Source organism: Methylobacterium sp. A54F (assembly GCF_053346035.1).
In genome coordinates, this window is record NZ_JBKFBF010000007.1 from 169421 (window position 1) to 184657 (window position 15237).

A 15237-nucleotide genomic window follows, 5' to 3' on the forward strand; every position below is an offset into this window, starting at 1 on the left:
CGCTCACCCGCCCTGCAGCAGCTCCGCGAAATCGTCCGGTATCTCGCCGAACTGCCCGAGGATCGCCGCGCTCTCCACCTCCCCGGTCTCGTCGTCGGCCACGATCCGGATGGCCGCCGCCCCGGGCATCCGCCCGGCCATCGCCTCGGCCTTCTTGAGCGCCCCGCTCTCGGTGGGCGCGGTCTCGCGGTCCCCCGGGCTCAGGCGCTTCCGCTTCAGCACGAAGGTCTGCACGAGGTAGGTCGTCCGCATCGCCATCGTTGCGCCCTCCCGGCGCCAAACCCTATCGACAAGTCCGCCGCAGCTTCATGGGCGCAGCCTCAGCCGGCGTGCCGGCGCTCCGCCGTCACCCGGCGCAGCACGCGCGAGAGCTGTTCGGCCGAGTAGGGCTTGTGCAGCAGCTCGAAGCCGTGCGTGCCCTCCTCGGCGAGGACGTGGCTGTAGCCGGAGGTCAGAACCAACGGCAGCCCGGGATGCCGGGTCCGCAGCGCTTCCGCGAGGGCGAGGCCGCCCATGCCGGGCATCACGACGTCCGAGAACACCACGTCGATGCCGGCGGCGTCGGTCCCGAGCCGCTCCAGCGCGTCCTCGCCGGTGGTGACCCAGTCGGTCGCGTAGCCGAGATCCTGCAGGATCTGCGTGGCGAAGCGGCCGACCTCCAAGTTGTCCTCCACCACGAGGACGTGCTGCCCGGTGCCGTCGACGGTGCCCTCGTCCGTCCGCTCCGCCGCATGGGAGAGCCGAGCCTCCACCTGCGGCAGGTAGAGGGTGAAGGTGGTGCCCCGTCCCACCTCGCTCTCGACATCGACGTCGCCGCCGGATTGCTTGGCGAAGCCGAACACCTGGGACAGGCCGAGGCCCGTGCCCTTGCCGACCTCCTTCGTGGTGAAGAACGGCTCGAAGATGCGCCCGATCCGGTCGGGGGCGATGCCGCAGCCGGTATCGGTCAGCGAGACCGAGACGAAGTGGCTCCGCGAACCGGCATGGCCGCGGATCGGCGGCAGCGGCCGGGCGCAGGCGAGCCGCAGGGTCAGCGTGCCCTCGCCGTCCATCGCGTCCCGCGCGTTCACCGCCATGTTGACGAGCGCCGTCTCGAACTGGCTGCGGTCGCAGCGGATGAAGCAGGGCGCGTCCGGGACGTCGAGGTGGACGCGGATGCGGGCGCCGCTCACCGTGTCGAGCATGTCGCCGATGTCGCGCAGGCAGGCGCCGACGTCCAGGGTCTCGGGCTTGAGGGCCTGGCGCCGCGCGAAGGCGAGGAGCTGGCTGGTCAGCTTGGCGGCGCGGTCCACGGTGTCCGAGACCGCGTCCATGTAGCGGCGTCGCCGCTCCTCCGGGAGGTCGGGCCGGCGCAGGAAGTCCACCGACGAGCGGATGATGGTGAGCAGGTTGTTGAAGTCGTGCGCGACACCACCCGTCAGCTGGCCCACCGCCTCGAGCTTCTGCGACTGCCGCAGCGCCTCCTCGGCGATGGTGCGCTCGTCGATTTCCCGCGCGACGCGGGTCTCCAGCGTCGCGTTGAGGTCGCGCAGCTGCGCCTCGCGGGCGTGGAGCTCCTCCAGCCGCGCCCGCGCCTCGTACTGGCGCCGGCGCCCGCGCAGGGCCGTCTGCGCCAGGCTGACGAGGGTGGTCGGGTGGAACGGGCGCTCCAGGAAGCTCACGTTGCCGAGGAGCTTCGAGAGCCGTGCGGCCACCGGGTTGCGCTCGTGCCCGCCGCCCTGGCGCGTGAGCAGCAGGAACGGCAGGTCCGACCAGGGCGGCTGCTCGGCGATCCAGCGGCTGATGGCGCTGAGGTCGGCGGTGCGGACGGCCTCCTCGGTGAACAGCACCGCCCCCGCCCCCTCGACGAGGCCCCGGTGCAGGCCCGCGAGATCCTCCACGATGACCGAGCGGAGGTCCGCGTCGTCGAGGAGGCCGTGCGCGACGGCCGCGTCGCGCCCGTGCGGCGCGAGGATCAAGAACCGCTCCGACAGCGGGTTGTTCGGGGCGGTCACGGCGCGTCGGCGTCCATCAGGACAACGTCGTTGCCCTGCACCAGCAGGGGCACGCCGCGCAGGATGCCCTGGAAGTTCGTGAGGGGCTGGCCGACCCGCAGGCCCTGCGTGCCGATTCGGTACTCGCGGATCGTGTCCTCGTGATAGCCCGCGCGCTTCTTGACCACCGAGATGGCGCGCCGCACCTGGCCGGTCGCCTCGAAGTAGCGCAGCAGGATCACGGTGTCGGCGAGGTAGGTGACGTCCACGGGGCTCTTCATGTCGCCGACGAGCCCGTGCTGGGCCACCGTGAGGAAGGTCGTGGCTCCCTGCCGGTTGAGGTACTGCAGCAGCTCGTGGACGTGGAGGATGAGGGCGTTCTCCTCGGGCATCGCCGCCTGATAGCCGTTCAGGCTGTCGATCACGACCGTCTTCGCCTGCGCCTCGTCGACCTCGCTGCGCACGAGGTGCGCGAACTCGCCGGGCGACAGCTCGGCGGCATCGACGGAGTGGATCGTGAGGCCGCCGGCCGCGCGCATGGCTTCGAGGTCGAAGCCCATGGTCCGGGTGCGCTCGAGGAGGATGCCGATCTCCTCGTCGAACACGAACAGCGCGGCCCGCTCGCCCCTGGCCACCGCGGCGGCGATGTACTGGATCGTGACCAGGGACTTGCCGGTCCCGGCGGGTCCGAGGATCAGCGTGCTCGACCCGGTCTCGATCCCGCCGCCGAGGAGGGCGTCGAGCTGCGGTACGCCGCTCGTGATCCGGGCGCGGGTGAAATTCGTCTTGTGCTCCAGCGAGACGAGGCGCGGGAACACGCGCACGCCGCCGGTGACGATGGTGAAGTCGTGGTAGCCGCCGCGGAACGCCTGGCCGCGGTACTTGATCACCCGCATGCGCCGCCGCTCGGCGCCGTAGGTCGGCGCCAGCTCCTCCAGGCGGATCACGCCGTGCGCGATGCTGTGCACGGCCTTGTCCAGGGTGTCGGCGGTGAGGTCGTCGAGCATCAGCACGGTGGCGCCGTACCGGGCGAAGTAGTGCTTCAGGGCCAGGATCTGGCGGCGGTAGCGCAGCGAGCCCCCGGCGAGCAGGCGGATCTCCGACAGGCTGTCGAGCACGATGCGGGTGGGCGTAACCTCTTCGATCCGCTCGAAGATCGCCCGGGTGCTCTCGCCGAGCTCCAGGTCCGACGAGTAGAGCAGGCTTTGCTGCTGCTCGGCGTCGAGCAGGCTCTCGGGCGGGATCAGCTCGAAGATCGTGACGCCGTCCTCGATCGCCCAGCCGTGCGAGCGCGCCGTCTCGCACAGCTCCTCCCGGGTCTCCGACAGGCTGATGTAGAGGCCGCTCTCGCCGGCACGCGCGCCCTGCTGCAGGAACTGCAGGGCGATCGTCGTCTTGCCGGTGCCGGGGCTGCCCTCAAGGAGGTAGAGGCGGTTGCGCGCCAGCCCGCCGCCGAGCACGTCGTCGAGGCCGGAAATGCCGAAGGGCGCCTTGATGGGTCCTTTGCCGGACGTCTTCGTGGTGCCTGTCTCAGTGCCGACGGTCATGCTGGTCGAACTTGCTCGCGATGGCAGGGCGAAGGGCGAGCGCCGCCGGCTCGCGCGCCGGCATTTCGGGCTCCGGGCTGCCGGAGCGCGGCCGCACGAGCCCCGGTTCGGCAGGCTTGCGCACGGACGCCACGGCAGATCCCTTCTCGACCGAACCGCTGTAGCCGCCAGCGCGGCAGGCGCCAAGCGCTCACCGTCATTATCGGTTGTGCCCAATCGGTCGCAGGACGGCCGGGGCCGGCCTCCGGCGGGGGGGCGCCCGCGAAGGCGCGGAGCCGTCGCGGACGGCGTCGCTCAGCGGGCCCCCCGCACCGGCACCGTGATCGGCACCCGCGGGCGCGCGGCCGGGCGCTCGGCGCCGGCCCGTACGCGCGGGGCTTCGGGGGCATGGTGGGGCGTGTGGGCCTCCGCTGTGCCCGCGCGCTCGCGCATGGGGGCGTCGAGGATCGCCGAGAGCAGGTCGCGGGCGGCCGGGCGGCTCGTGGTGCGGAACAGGCGGACGAGGTCGAAGACCCGCTCGGCCGAGCGGGCCACGCCCTCGTTGAGGGTCAGGAAGATGTAGACGGCCTCCTCCTCGTGGAGGTCCGCGGCGCGAAGCCCGAGGGTCAGGAGCTCGTAGCGGGTGCCGGCGTCCGGCGCCGCGTTGAGGAAGTTCGCCGGCAGGCCGAGGCCGTCCGCGAGGGACTGGATGAAGCCCTTCACGTCGTGGGCCGCCGAGAGCCCGGTGAGGATCGCGCCGATCTCGCGCGGTGCGGGCGGACAGGGCCGCAGCGCCGCGGTGCGGGCGAGTGCGGCCCGGATCGCCTCGCGGCGGCCCGGATCGGCGTGGAGGTAGAGCGGCGCGAGGTCGGCGGGGTCGAGGTCGGCCCGTCCGAGGAGGAGCCCGGCGAGGTCGGCGTCGCGGCAGCCGCGCCCGACCAGGGCAGCGAGGCTCTCGCCGCGCAGCGCGAGTCCGGCATTGGCCGCCAGCGCCCGGTCGATCGCCGGGTCGCCCCGGCCGGCGAGGTCCGCGACCGTTGCGCGGGTGAGGTCGTCGCGGGCGGCGAGCGCAGCCGCGATATCGGACCCGTCCGCGAGCGCCGCCTCGAGGATGCCGCCGTCGAGGCTCGGCGCCTGCGCCACCACGGCGTCACGGATCGCACCGCCGCGGGCGGCGAGCTTGGCCAGCACCGCGTGCGGGGTCTCCGGGCAGGGGCTGAGCTTGCGCGCCACGATCAGCGCAGTCTCTTCGTCGACGGTGGGGATCAGCCCGCAGGCCAGGGATTCGAAGGCGGCCCGGTCCGGCTGGTTGCCCTGCACGAACAGGTCCGTCTGCACCCGCAGGATCACGGGCTTCAGGTCGAGATGCGCGGAGCGCGACAGTTCGATGAGCCCGGACAGGTCCGGCGCAGCCTCGGCGGATGAGGGCATGGCAGCTTCGGTTACGCGGATACTCAAGGTAACCGAAGGCTAAGGGCCTTGCGTGAATCGACCTTTAAGCCGGCCGGCGGCCCGAGTCCCGCCCTGCGCCAAGCCGTGCCCTGCGCCAAGCCCTGCCGCGAGCGGGCGCCGCGCCGCCGCGGGCGGCCGCCCGTGCGAGCGCGTGCCCGCGTCGCGGACCCGCCTCAACCGAAGCGGCGGGCCTTGGCCTCCGCCTCCTCGGGGCCGGCGGCCTCGTCGGGCTTCGGGGGCAGGGGCAGGACCACGGGGATCGGCGAGCCGGTCGCCATTGGCCCAGGGGTCGGAGCGGGTGTCGACCCGGGAGCCGGCCCAGGCGTCGGCCCAGGTGTCGGGGTAGGCGGAGCGGCTGCCACGGGAGCCGGCGTCGGCTCGGCCGGGCGGGGCGGCGCCAGGGGGGCGATGGATCCCTCGGTGTGATCCTCGGCGGCGGGGCCGGCCAGGATGTCCGGGGGGGCCTTCCACACGAAGGCGTCGAGCCGGCCCGAGACCGGCGAGACGGGGGCCCAGGTCTCCGAGGCGATGCCGTCGGCGATCCAGAGCGGGTCGCGCGGGGCGTGGGCGGCGCGGGACAGCCACTGGCGGGCCTGGCCCGAGCCGGCGCCGTGCTCCGCCTCCTCGATGCGGGCCATCATCAGGCAGGCGCGCACCGTCGGCCGGTCGTTGAGCAGCGGCTGCAGCGCCTCGCGGGCCTGCCCGAACTCCCGCGCGTCGAAGGCGGCCTGGGCGATCGCGAGCCGGGCCTCGGGGTGCCAGGCGGAGGACTTGGCGAGCGTCTCGGCGCGGGTGAGGCGGTCGCGCACGGAATCGCCCGTGCGCAGCGACAGGTAGGTCTTGGCGAGGTCCGGGTGCGGGTTCGCCCGCCAGGCGGCCTCGACGATCTTGGCGGCCTTGCGCAGGTCTCCGCGGCGGGCGAGCAGCCGTCCGGCCAGCACCGCGGCGGGCACGAGGTCGGGAGCGAGCTTCACGGCCCGGAGCACCCGCTCGGCGGCGGCTTCCGGCTCGCCCGCCTCGCGGGGCTGCGCGGCTGCGGTGAGCAGCACCGCACGCTGGCGGCGCGCCGTTGCCTTGTCCAGGAGGCCGAGGGAGGCCCGGCGCTCCACGATCTCCAGGGCGCCGCCCCAGTCGCCGTCGGCGCACTGCGCCTCCAGCACGGCCTCGTTCGCCCAGGTGACGCTCGGGGCGAGGCGGGCGGCTTCCGCCGCATAGGCGCGGGCCGCCACCTCGTCCTCGCGGCGGCGGGCCTCCACGAACAGGCCGCGCAGGCCGAGGACGCGGGTCTCCGGATCGTCCACCATGCGCTGGAAGGCGTGCTCGGCGGCCTCCCGGTCGCCGGAGATCTGCGCGGCCTGCGCCTTGAGGAGCAGGGCCAGCGGCTCGGCACCAAGGAGGCGCTCGGCGTCCCCCGCGTGGCGGCGCGCCGCGAGCGGATCGCCGGAGCCGACCGCGACCATGCCGCGCGACAGGGCCGTGAAGCCCTTCTCGCGGCGGCGCTTGCGCGACCCGCTCGCCATGGTGCCGGGCAGCTGGATGACACCCCGCACGATGGCCCAGATCAGGCCGAGGACGATGGCTGCCACCAGCACGCCCACGAGGGCGATGGCGAGGCTCGTCGCCACCTCGTAGCCGTTCCAGACGATGGTGACCGTGCCGGGCCTGTCGGCGATCCAGACCGCGCCGTAGGCGGCCAGTGCGAGCAGGGCCAGGAAGGCGAGAGCGCGCCACATGGGACGGGGAACTCCTGTCAGCGGCCTGCGAGAGGCTCAAGAATCGTGCGGTGCGCGGGGGCTTTCGCCCCCGCGGCGCGGTTCGCGCGGCGCGCAGATGCGCGCCAGGGTTTCAGCGGCCGGCCTCGGCGGGGGCCGGCAGGCCCTTGAAGGCATCCGACAGGAGCGCCTGGGCGGCCCGGGCGGCCTCCGCGCGGGCCTTGAGGCGCGCGCCGAAGTCGCCGGCCTCGGTGCGGATCTCCTCCGGCATCGCCGCGAAGGCCTGGGCGGCCTCCTGCAGGGCGCCGCGGTCGAGGGCCGCCTGGACCTTGGCCGTCGGATCGCCTCCGCCCGCCGCGTCGGGTGGGGCGGGCGTGTCGACCTTGCGCACCTGCACGATCGACTCCGCCATGCTGAGGAAGCGCTGCTTGATGTCGCCGGTCGTCGCCACGGACCGGGCCTCGGCGGCCCGCCGGCTCGCCGCGAGCCGGTCCGCGATCGTCCGGAACTCCGCGGCGAGCTGCGCCGCGCTCGGGGCGCCGCTCTCGGCGAACGGGCCGAGGGCGTCGATGCGGCTCGCATCCCCCGCTTCGAGCTTGCGCAGGGTGGCGAGGGGCTCGGCGTAGGGCGCGCCGCTGGCGAGCGCCGCCGCGATGCGGTCCGCCGTGACGACGCGGAGCGCCGCCTGCACGGTGCTCGCCTGCGCGCGCTGGGCGAGCGCCGCGTCGAGCGCCGCGAGCCGGTCGGCCTGCTCCTTCAGGCGTCGGTCGAGGGCCGCGGTGGTCTCCTGCGCCTGCGTGCGGCCGGCTTCCGCCGCCTGCTGGGTGGCTTGGGTCGCCGCCTGCACCGCCTCGGTCGCCGCCTTCACGCGGGCGTCGAGGGCCTGCTGCAGCTTGTCGAGCCGCTCGCCGAGCGCCTTCTCGGCCTCCGCGTTCGCCTTGGTCCTGGCCTCCACGTCGCCCTGGAGCGCGGCGAGGCGGGCACCGAGGTCGGGCTGGCCGTTGCGCTGCGGCGCGCCGGCCTTGCCCTCCAGCGCCTTCAGGCGCTCGTCGAGGGCGGCGAGCTGCTTGGCGTCGGCATCCGCCTGCGTCGTCGCACCGAGCTTCGCGTCCCCGCCCTGCTCGCGGCCGGGCTCCTCTTGCAGCGCCGAGACGCGCTGGTCGAGGCTGTCGAGGCGCGCCGCGAGGTCGGCGGGCAGCGCCGGAGGGGCGGAGGCCTCGCCGGCGGGCGTCCCGGTCGCGGGAGCGCCGGCTGCAGGCGCCGCACCGGCCTTGGCGAGGGCCTGGCCGGCCGCGTCCTCGGCGCGCTTCACGGCGTCGGGCAGCGGCTTCAGGGCCGCCTCGTTGGCCGCGACGCGCTTCTCGAGGCCGCCGAGGGCGTCCCGCGGGGCGAGGCCGGCGAGCCGCTGGTCGAAGCTCGAGAACTGGCTGGACACGCGCTGGTCGAGGGCCGTCATGCGCGCATCCGCGCCGCGGTCGCCGAGGAGGCCGGCCTGCTCCGCGCCGAACAACAGCCCCGCCCCGATGACGCCGCCGAGGAGGCCCGCCGCCGCCACCGAGCCGAAGCCGGGGCCGCGCCGCTCCGCCGCCGCGGGCGCCACGTGCGGCGCCGCGCCCGCGGGCTTCGGCGCCTCGGCCCGCGGCCCATCCTTGGCACTCGCGGCGCCGGCCGCCGCGGCGGCACCGCCGAGACCGGCGGCCGCGGCCTTGCCGTCCTTGTCCGCCGGCTCGGGAACGCGCTTCGCCTTCAGGTCGATGATCGGGCCGTCCGTGACGGCGCCACCTGGGCGGGCAGGGCCGCCGGGACTGGAACCGCCGGTGCTCGGCCCGCTCGCGGCGCCGAGCCTGTTCGGGTCCGGCTTGCCCGGGTCGGCTTTGCCGGCCTCAGGCTTGCCCGGCTCCGCCTTGTTGGGCTCCGCCTTTATGGGTTCCGCCTTGGCGGTTTCGCCCTTGCTGGGGTCGCCTTTGCCCGGCTCCGCCTTCGGGCCACCCGGGGGCGTCCCGGGCGCCATGGTGCTGACGGGCCCGGTGGCGGCCTTCGGAGGCTCGTTGGGCTTGCTCGCGTCGGTCGGCTTGGCGGGCTCTCCAGGCCCGGGGGGAACCGTGGCTCGGGCGGGCTCGCCGGGCTTCCCGGCAGCCGGGCTCGCGGCCTTCGGGTCGGCGGCCGCAGCGGCAGGCTTGGCGGGTTCCGGCTTGCTCGGATCAGGCTTGCTCAGGTCGGGCTTGCTCAGGTCAGGCTTGCCCGTCGCAGCGCCGCCCGGTGCCCCGGCGGGGGTCGACGGGCCGAGGCCGATCGGGCTGCCGGTGGCGGGGCCACCCTGCGACGGCGCCTTCGGCGCGTCCGGCCCTCCCTGCGGCGGACGGCCCGCAGCGGGCGGCGCTGCGGGGCCGCCGGTGGGCTTGGCCGCCTCGGGACCCTTCTGCGAGCCGGGCGCTCCCTGAGGAGCGCCCCCGCGCCCGGACGACGTGGAGGGGTTCGGCCGGTTGGCGTCGCCTGAGGGTGGTTTCACGGCCCTTCTTCTCCCTTCTCGGCACCGCTCCGCCGCTCCGCGCGGGGCGATGCCCGGAGGAGGCCGGCGCGCGGTGCCGTGCCGTTGCGGCACCCCTGCGGGGCCGCGCGATGGCCCCTCCTAGCACCGCCGGGCTCGCGGCGGCGAGCCCCGCGGGACCGAGGAGGGCCTGTCCTGTCACCCGGCCGCCGGCCCCCCGCGGGGCGACGATGACCGCATCAATCGAGACCGGCGAGGAGGTCGCCCTCCCGCGGCCGCGCCGGGACGAAATGGGCCACGATGCCGGCCTCTGCCAGGGGGGCGGCCACGTCGGCCGACAGGCAGTAATGCCTGAGGGCCGCAAAGGCTCCGCCGAGCGTTGCCATGGCGGCGAGGTCGCGGGCAACCTCGGCCGAGCGGCGCGAGTAGTGGAGTGCCCCGTCGAGGTGTCCGCGGCGCAGCGCCTCGGACACCGCCTCCGGCAGCGCGGACAGCGCGGCCGCCGCGTAGGCCACGAGGGTGGTGACGCGGTAGCCCGCCGCCGTCAGGGAAGCGGCTGGCTCCGCCTTCCGGTCCGCCCCGGCCGGGTGCAGGAGGCGGGCTCCGGGGCCGAGCCGCGCGCGCACGAGACCGACGAGGTCGCCTGCGCCACCACCTGCATCGTGGACCGGCCCGAGGCCGGCGGCGGCCGCCGCCTCGGCCGTGCGCGTTCCGACGGCGAAGACCGGCAGGCCGCGCAGGGCGGCCGCATCGAGGGTCGCGACCCCCTGCGCGCTCGTGAGGATCAGCGCGTCCGGCCGCTCCGGCGGCAGCGCGGCCCCTGTCGCGCGTACCGTGAGGACGGGGGCGACGAGGGCCGCGTGACCGCGCTCGGCCAGAGCCGCGGCGGTGCGCGAGGCGCCCGGCTCGGGCCGCGCCACCCAGATCCGCACGGCGGCCTCAGCCTTCGAGGCTCAGGCGCACCCCGTGCCGGGCGCTCGTCCCGGGGGCGAGGCTGCGCTGGCTGTCCCGCGCGGCGAGCTCGCCCGTGAAATCCGCCCAGTCGGCGTGCCCCGTCCAGCATTCGAGGGAGAGGAAGGGTGCCGTGGGCTTCGTCCAGACCGCGAGGTGGGGAAAGTCGAACACCTCCATCCGGATCGCCTTGCCGGGGCCGGTGAAGCGCAGGGTCCGGCTGCGGGCGTCGCGGAACACCAGAGCCTCGGTGAAGATCGCCGGGTCGAGGGGCAGCGTGGCGCCGTCGAGGGGAATGGCCCGCTCCTCGCGCAGCAGCAGGCCGCCCGCGCCGACCTCCGGCGCGTAGGGGCGCTCGGCCGCCTCGAAGGCGACCGCGTAGCCGCCATCGGCCGCGCGCGTTCCCCCCGCGAAGGGCCACGGGAAGGCCGGATGGAAGCCGAGCGCGTACGGGAGGGGGGTCTCGCCGGGGTTCTCCACCACCACCTCGAAGTCGAGCCCGGACGGGCGCACCCGGGCGTTGACGTCGAGCCGGAACGGGAAGGGATAGTGCTGGCGGGTCTCCGGGCCGTCCGTGAGGCGCAGGGTCACCCAGTCGGCGCCGCGTCCGACCTCCCCGAAGGCCAGGTCGCGGGCAAACCCGTGCTGCGCCATCGGGTACGCGTGGCCGTCGACCCGCACGACGCCGCCCGCGGAGGCGCCGACCACCGGGAACAGCCAGGGGGCGTGGCGCTCCCAATGGGCGGGGTCGCCCTCCCAGAGGTACTCGCGGCCCTGCACCCGCCAGGAGACCGGTTCGGCCCCGTCGAGGGCAAGGCTCGCCGTGGTCCCGTCCGCAGCCGCGAGGTCGATCGTCTGGCGTATCGGCATCCTGGGTCTCCGTGCCGGGCCTTCCTAGCGCGAGGCCCGGCCGAACCCAAGGTGACCGGAGCAGGGCGGGGCGGACCTGCGCACGCGGCCGGCCCTGGTCCCAGGAGCGTCGGGCCGTCGCCTCAGCGGCCCCAGGCCCGCCGCCAGGCTTCGAGGGTCAGGAGGGGCCACAGGCCCACCGCGTGGTTGCGGGTGCGGGCGAGGTGCTCGTCCAGCATCCGCCGCACGCGGTCGCGGTCGAGGAAGTCCCCGGCCTCCGGGGCGAGCAGCAGGTCGCGGGCATAGTCGCGCAGCGGGCCCCGCAGCCAGGCGGCTAGGGGGGGCGCGAAGCCCTGCTTCGGGCGCTCGAACAGGGCGGGGGGGACGTGGCGGGCAAGCAGGTCCCGCAGCGGGGCCTTGGCCCGGCCGCCGCGCACCAGCAGCGCGTCCGGCAGCGCCCAGGCGAACTCGACCACGCTGCGATCGAGGAGGGGCACGCGGGCCTCCAGGCCCACCGCCATGCTGGCGCGGTCCACCTTGGCCAGCACGTCGTCCGGCAGGTAGGCGAGGCTGTCCAGGCGCCGCATGCGCGCGAGGGGGGACAGGTCGGGATCCGCCGGCGCGTCCATAGGGCTCGGCAAGCCGGGGACGCCGCGGGCGAGCGCCGTCGCGTCCGGGTTGAGGGTGAGGAGCCGGGCGTAGAGATCGAAGCCGGTGCCGGGAAGCTGGGCGCCGGCCTTGCGCAGGCGGTCCACCGCCTCGGGGCCCCGCCAGCCTGCGGGCAGCCCGCGGGCAAGGAGGGCGGCTGGGGCCCCCGGCAGGAGGCGGATCGCGGTGGCCGCGAGGCGGCGCAGGGGCCGCGGCACCGGCTCGACGCGGCGAGCGAAGCGCGCCGCCAGGGCGTAGCGGTCGTAGCCACCGAACAGCTCGTCGCCGCCGTCGCCCGACAGCGCCACCGTGAGGCCGGCCCGGCGCGTCGCCGCGCAGAGGAGGTGGGTCGGCAGGCCGGAGGGATCGGCGAGCGGCTCGTCGAAGATCGCCGGGAGATCCGTGACGAGCGCGAGGGCATCCGCCTCCCGCAGGGGAATCGTGGTGTGGTCGGTGCCGAGGTGGCGGGCCACGGCCTCGGCGTGCGGGCTCTCGTCGAAGCGCGGATCCTCCGGGAAACCGACCGCGAAGGTGCGGGGGCGGCGGCCGCCCGCGGCCATCAGGGCCGCCACCGTCGTGGAATCGACCCCCCCGGACAGGAACGCGCCGAGGGGCACGTCGCTCATCAGCTGGCGCTGCACGGCCGCGCCGATGAGGGCTTCCAGGACGTCGGCGGCCTCGGCGGGCGTGCCCGCGAACGGGGCGGCGCACCCCCCCGCCACGGCATCGTCGAGGCGCCAGTACGGGGCGATCGCCGCCGCCTCGCCCGGCCGCCAGGACAGGATCTCCCCCGCCCCGAGCTTGCGCACGCCGGAGTGGATCGCCCCGGGGGCGGGCACGTAGCCGTGGCGCAGGAGGCTCGCCACGGCGCGCGGGTCGATGCCGGGCGCGAAGCCCGGGCAGGCCATCAGGGCGGCGAGCTGCGAGCCGAACAGCAGGCGGCTCCCCGTCTCGGCATAGAACAGCGGCTTCACGCCCATCCGGTCGCGGGCGAGCCAGAGGCGCTGCTCCGCCCGGTCCCAGGCCGCCAGGGCGAAGATGCCCTCGACCTGCGCCAGCGCCCCGGCGACGCCGTGCCGGGCGATCAGCTCGACGAGCACCTCGGTGTCCGAGTCGCCCCGGAAGGCGTGGCCCGCCGCCCGCAGAGCCGGCTGCCGGTCGAGGGCGTCGTAGAGTTCGCCGTTGTAGCTGATGACCCAGCGCCCGTCGCCCGAGGCCATCGGCTGCGCCCCGGCGACGCTCAGCTCGACGATGGCGAGGCGGCGGTGGGCGAGGCCCGCCGGGCCCTCGCACCAGACCCCGTGCCCGTCCGGCCCGCGCCGGGCGAGCGCCTGGCCCATGGCGGCCGCCGCCGTCCTGCGGGCGTCGGCCGAGAGGCCAGGATCGACGAGGCCGGCGATGCCGCACATGGATCAGGCCGGCTCCGCGGGGTCGAGACGCCCGCCGACCCCGGGCAGCACCGCCGCGGGCGGGCCCGAGGCGACGAGGCGGCCGGCCTCCAGCAGGTGCACCGTGTCGGCCCGTTCGAGGCTCGCGAGGCGATGGGCGATGAGGATGATGGTGCGGCTGCCGGACAGGCCGTCGATCGCTGCCATCACCGCCGCCTCGGTCTCGCCGTCGAGGGCGGAGGTGGCCTCGTCGAACACGATGACGTCGGGGTCGTGGTAGAGGGCGCGGGCGATGCCGAGGCGCTGGCGCTGGCCGCCGCTGAGCCGGGCGCCGCGCTCGCCCACGGGCGCCGCGTAGCCGCCCGGCAGGGCCGCCACGAAGGCGTGGGCGCCCGCGAGCCGCGCCGCCCGCTCCACCGCCGCCGGATCCGGCGCGGCGACGCCGAGGGCGATGTTCTCCGTCACCGTGCCGTCGATCAGGAAGATGTCCTGCGGCACGTAGCCGATGCGGTTCTGCCAGGCCGGCAGAGCGGCCGCGTCGAGGGGACGGCCGTCGACCGTGATGCGCCCGCTTCCCGGCACGAGCAGACCGAGGAGCAGGGCGACGAGGGTCGACTTGCCGGAGCCCGTGCGGCCGACGAGGCCGACCGTGGTGTGGGCCAGGACGGCGAGATCGATCCCCGTCAGGGTCGGCCGCCCGGCCGCGTAGGCGAAGCCGACCCCCTCGAACCGGATCTCCCGCGCGAAGGGCAGGCGCTCGCCGGTGCGCGGCGCCGGAGCCTGCTCGCCCGCGAGCCCGTCGACGATCAGCCGCACCGCCGGCAGGTAGAAGCGCAGCAGCGCGAGCGACGTGAAGATGTTCTGGAAGGCCGGCAGCATCCGGTATCCCGCGAAGGCGAACAGGCCGAGCAGCGGCAGGATGCCCGCCGTGTCGAGGCCCTGGGCGAGCGCGTACAGCACCACCACGATGACGCCGCCGAAGGCCAAGGCCTCGATGACGAAGCGCGGCGTCTGCCCGGTCAGCAGGCTCTCGGCGGTCGCCCGCGCGTAGGCCCGGGCCGGCGCATCGAAGCCCCCCGCGAAGGCCTCCGCCCGTCCGTAGAGCTTCAGCTCGGTCAGCGCCCCGAGGGTCTCCTGCACCACGCGATAGCGCCGCTCGTTGTCGGCGACTGCCCGCGCCCCGAGGCGGGCGAGGCGCGCCCGCATGGCGAGGTAGAGTGCCACGTAGAGCCCCCCGAAGCCGCCGCCGAGGATCAGCGCGAGGCGCGGCGCGTAGGCGAGCAGGAAGGCGATGACGGCGAGCGCCGAGACCGCCCGCGAGGCGATGACGGTGGCGGGCGTCAGCACGCCGACAACGAGGCGGTCGGTTTCGCTGAGGATGGTCTTCGCGAGCTCCGCGCTGTTGGCCTGTGCGAAGAACAGGCGGTCCCGGGCGATCGTGCGCGCCAGGAGCCGCCGCGCGAAGCCGTACCCGGTCAGGTGCGTGAACAGGAGCTGCGCGTAGGTCAGCCCCGCATTGACGACGCTCGTCGTCAGGATGGCCCCGAGGGCCGCGAGGCCCGTGGCGATCAGGAAGGCGCGGTCGTCCACGAGCCCGAGGGCGTCGCGCAGGGCGCCGAGCCAGGGCAGCCGCCCCGCCGCGGCGGGATCGCCAACCAGGGTCAGGAACGGCACCACGGCGGCGACGCCCACCACCTCGAGCAGGGCCGCCAGCGCGAGCCCCGCGGCGATGAGCCCGAGGCGCCGCCGCTCGTGCGGGCGCATGGCGCGCACGAGGTCGATCAGCGCGCGCATGGCGGGCGGGGATGAGCGGCCGGCTTCACGCAGACAGCGCATAGAGCCCGGGCCGCGCCCTGTCCATGAAGGGGCGCGCGGCCGAGGCGCGGATCCTCAGCCGGCCGTCTTCAGCGACCCGAGGTCCACCGGGCCGTTCTGGCTCCGGAATGTGAGCGTGCCGCCATCCGCCTGGGCCACGCCGTCGATGCGGTGGTCGCTGCTGTCGTAAGTCGTGGTGGTGCCGTCCCGCTCGATCACGAGGCGGTGCCGGTCGGGGAAGAAGGCGTAGCGCATCCCGTTCTGGGCGCCGCTGGTCGCGGGGGTGCCGAGATCCTTCGGCCACCAGGCCTCCCCGCCGGACATCGGCTTCATGGGCTCCATGGGTTTCATCGGTTCCATGGGCTTCATCGGTTCCATCGCGGCCTCCCGGTTCGTACTGCCGGGATGACGCGGCAGGGCCGGAGTGGTTGCCTG

General features: G+C 75.4%; 11 protein-coding genes. All 11 read right to left on the reverse strand.

Annotated elements, in window-relative coordinates; translation table 11 throughout:
• Positions 1–3: 3 nt before the first annotated feature.
• The 11 genes from ACLBXP_RS13640 to ACLBXP_RS13690 all read right to left on the reverse strand — a co-directional run bounded on the left by ACLBXP_RS13640 (position 4) and on the right by ACLBXP_RS13690 (position 15162).
• On the reverse strand, positions 4–258 hold the full coding sequence (locus tag ACLBXP_RS13640) for a hypothetical protein (protein ID WP_447668265.1): 255 nt from the start codon (positions 256–258) through the stop codon (positions 4–6).
• 62 nt (positions 259–320) lie between these two features.
• On the reverse strand, positions 321–1994 hold the full coding sequence (locus ACLBXP_RS13645; RefSeq protein WP_447668266.1) for an ATP-binding protein: 1674 nt from the start codon (positions 1992–1994) through the stop codon (positions 321–323).
• Entirely contained in the window at positions 1991–3520 is a 1530-nt protein-coding gene (locus tag ACLBXP_RS13650; protein WP_447668267.1) for an ATPase domain-containing protein, read from the reverse strand. Before ACLBXP_RS13650 ends, ACLBXP_RS13645 begins: the two co-directional genes overlap by 4 nt.
• A gap of 294 nt (positions 3521–3814) precedes the next feature.
• Entirely contained in the window at positions 3815–4930 is a 1116-nt protein-coding gene (locus ACLBXP_RS13655; protein WP_447668268.1) for a DUF2336 domain-containing protein, read from the reverse strand.
• A 194-nt stretch (positions 4931–5124) separates the two neighbouring features.
• Positions 5125–6684 carry a heme biosynthesis HemY N-terminal domain-containing protein gene (locus ACLBXP_RS13660; protein ID WP_447668269.1) on the reverse strand — a complete coding sequence of 520 codons (1560 nt, stop codon included), beginning with the start codon at positions 6682–6684 and terminating at the stop codon, positions 5125–5127.
• A gap of 112 nt (positions 6685–6796) precedes the next feature.
• Entirely contained in the window at positions 6797–9172 is a 2376-nt protein-coding gene (locus ACLBXP_RS13665; RefSeq protein ID WP_447668270.1) for a translation initiation factor 2, read from the reverse strand.
• Between the two features lie 218 nt (positions 9173–9390).
• Positions 9391–10083 carry a uroporphyrinogen-III synthase gene (locus ACLBXP_RS13670; protein ID WP_447668271.1) on the reverse strand — a complete coding sequence of 231 codons (693 nt, stop codon included), beginning with the start codon at positions 10081–10083 and terminating at the stop codon, positions 9391–9393.
• Between the two features lie 7 nt (positions 10084–10090).
• A complete protein-coding gene (locus tag ACLBXP_RS13675; RefSeq protein WP_447668272.1) occupies positions 10091–10972 on the reverse strand; it encodes an aldose 1-epimerase family protein in 882 nt (293 codons plus the stop codon).
• Between the two features lie 122 nt (positions 10973–11094).
• Positions 11095–13008, reverse strand: coding sequence for an asparagine synthase (glutamine-hydrolyzing) (gene asnB, locus ACLBXP_RS13680; RefSeq protein WP_447668273.1), 1914 nt, complete (start codon positions 13006–13008; stop codon positions 11095–11097).
• 3 nt (positions 13009–13011) lie between these two features.
• Positions 13012–14781: an ABC transporter ATP-binding protein gene (locus ACLBXP_RS13685; protein ID WP_447668274.1), complete on the reverse strand. Its 1770-nt coding sequence runs from the start codon at positions 14779–14781 to the stop codon at positions 13012–13014.
• Positions 14782–14877: 96 nt separating this feature from the next.
• Entirely contained in the window at positions 14878–15162 is a 285-nt protein-coding gene (locus tag ACLBXP_RS13690) for a hypothetical protein (RefSeq protein ID WP_447668275.1), read from the reverse strand.
• Between the last annotated feature and the right edge of the window lie 75 nt (positions 15163–15237).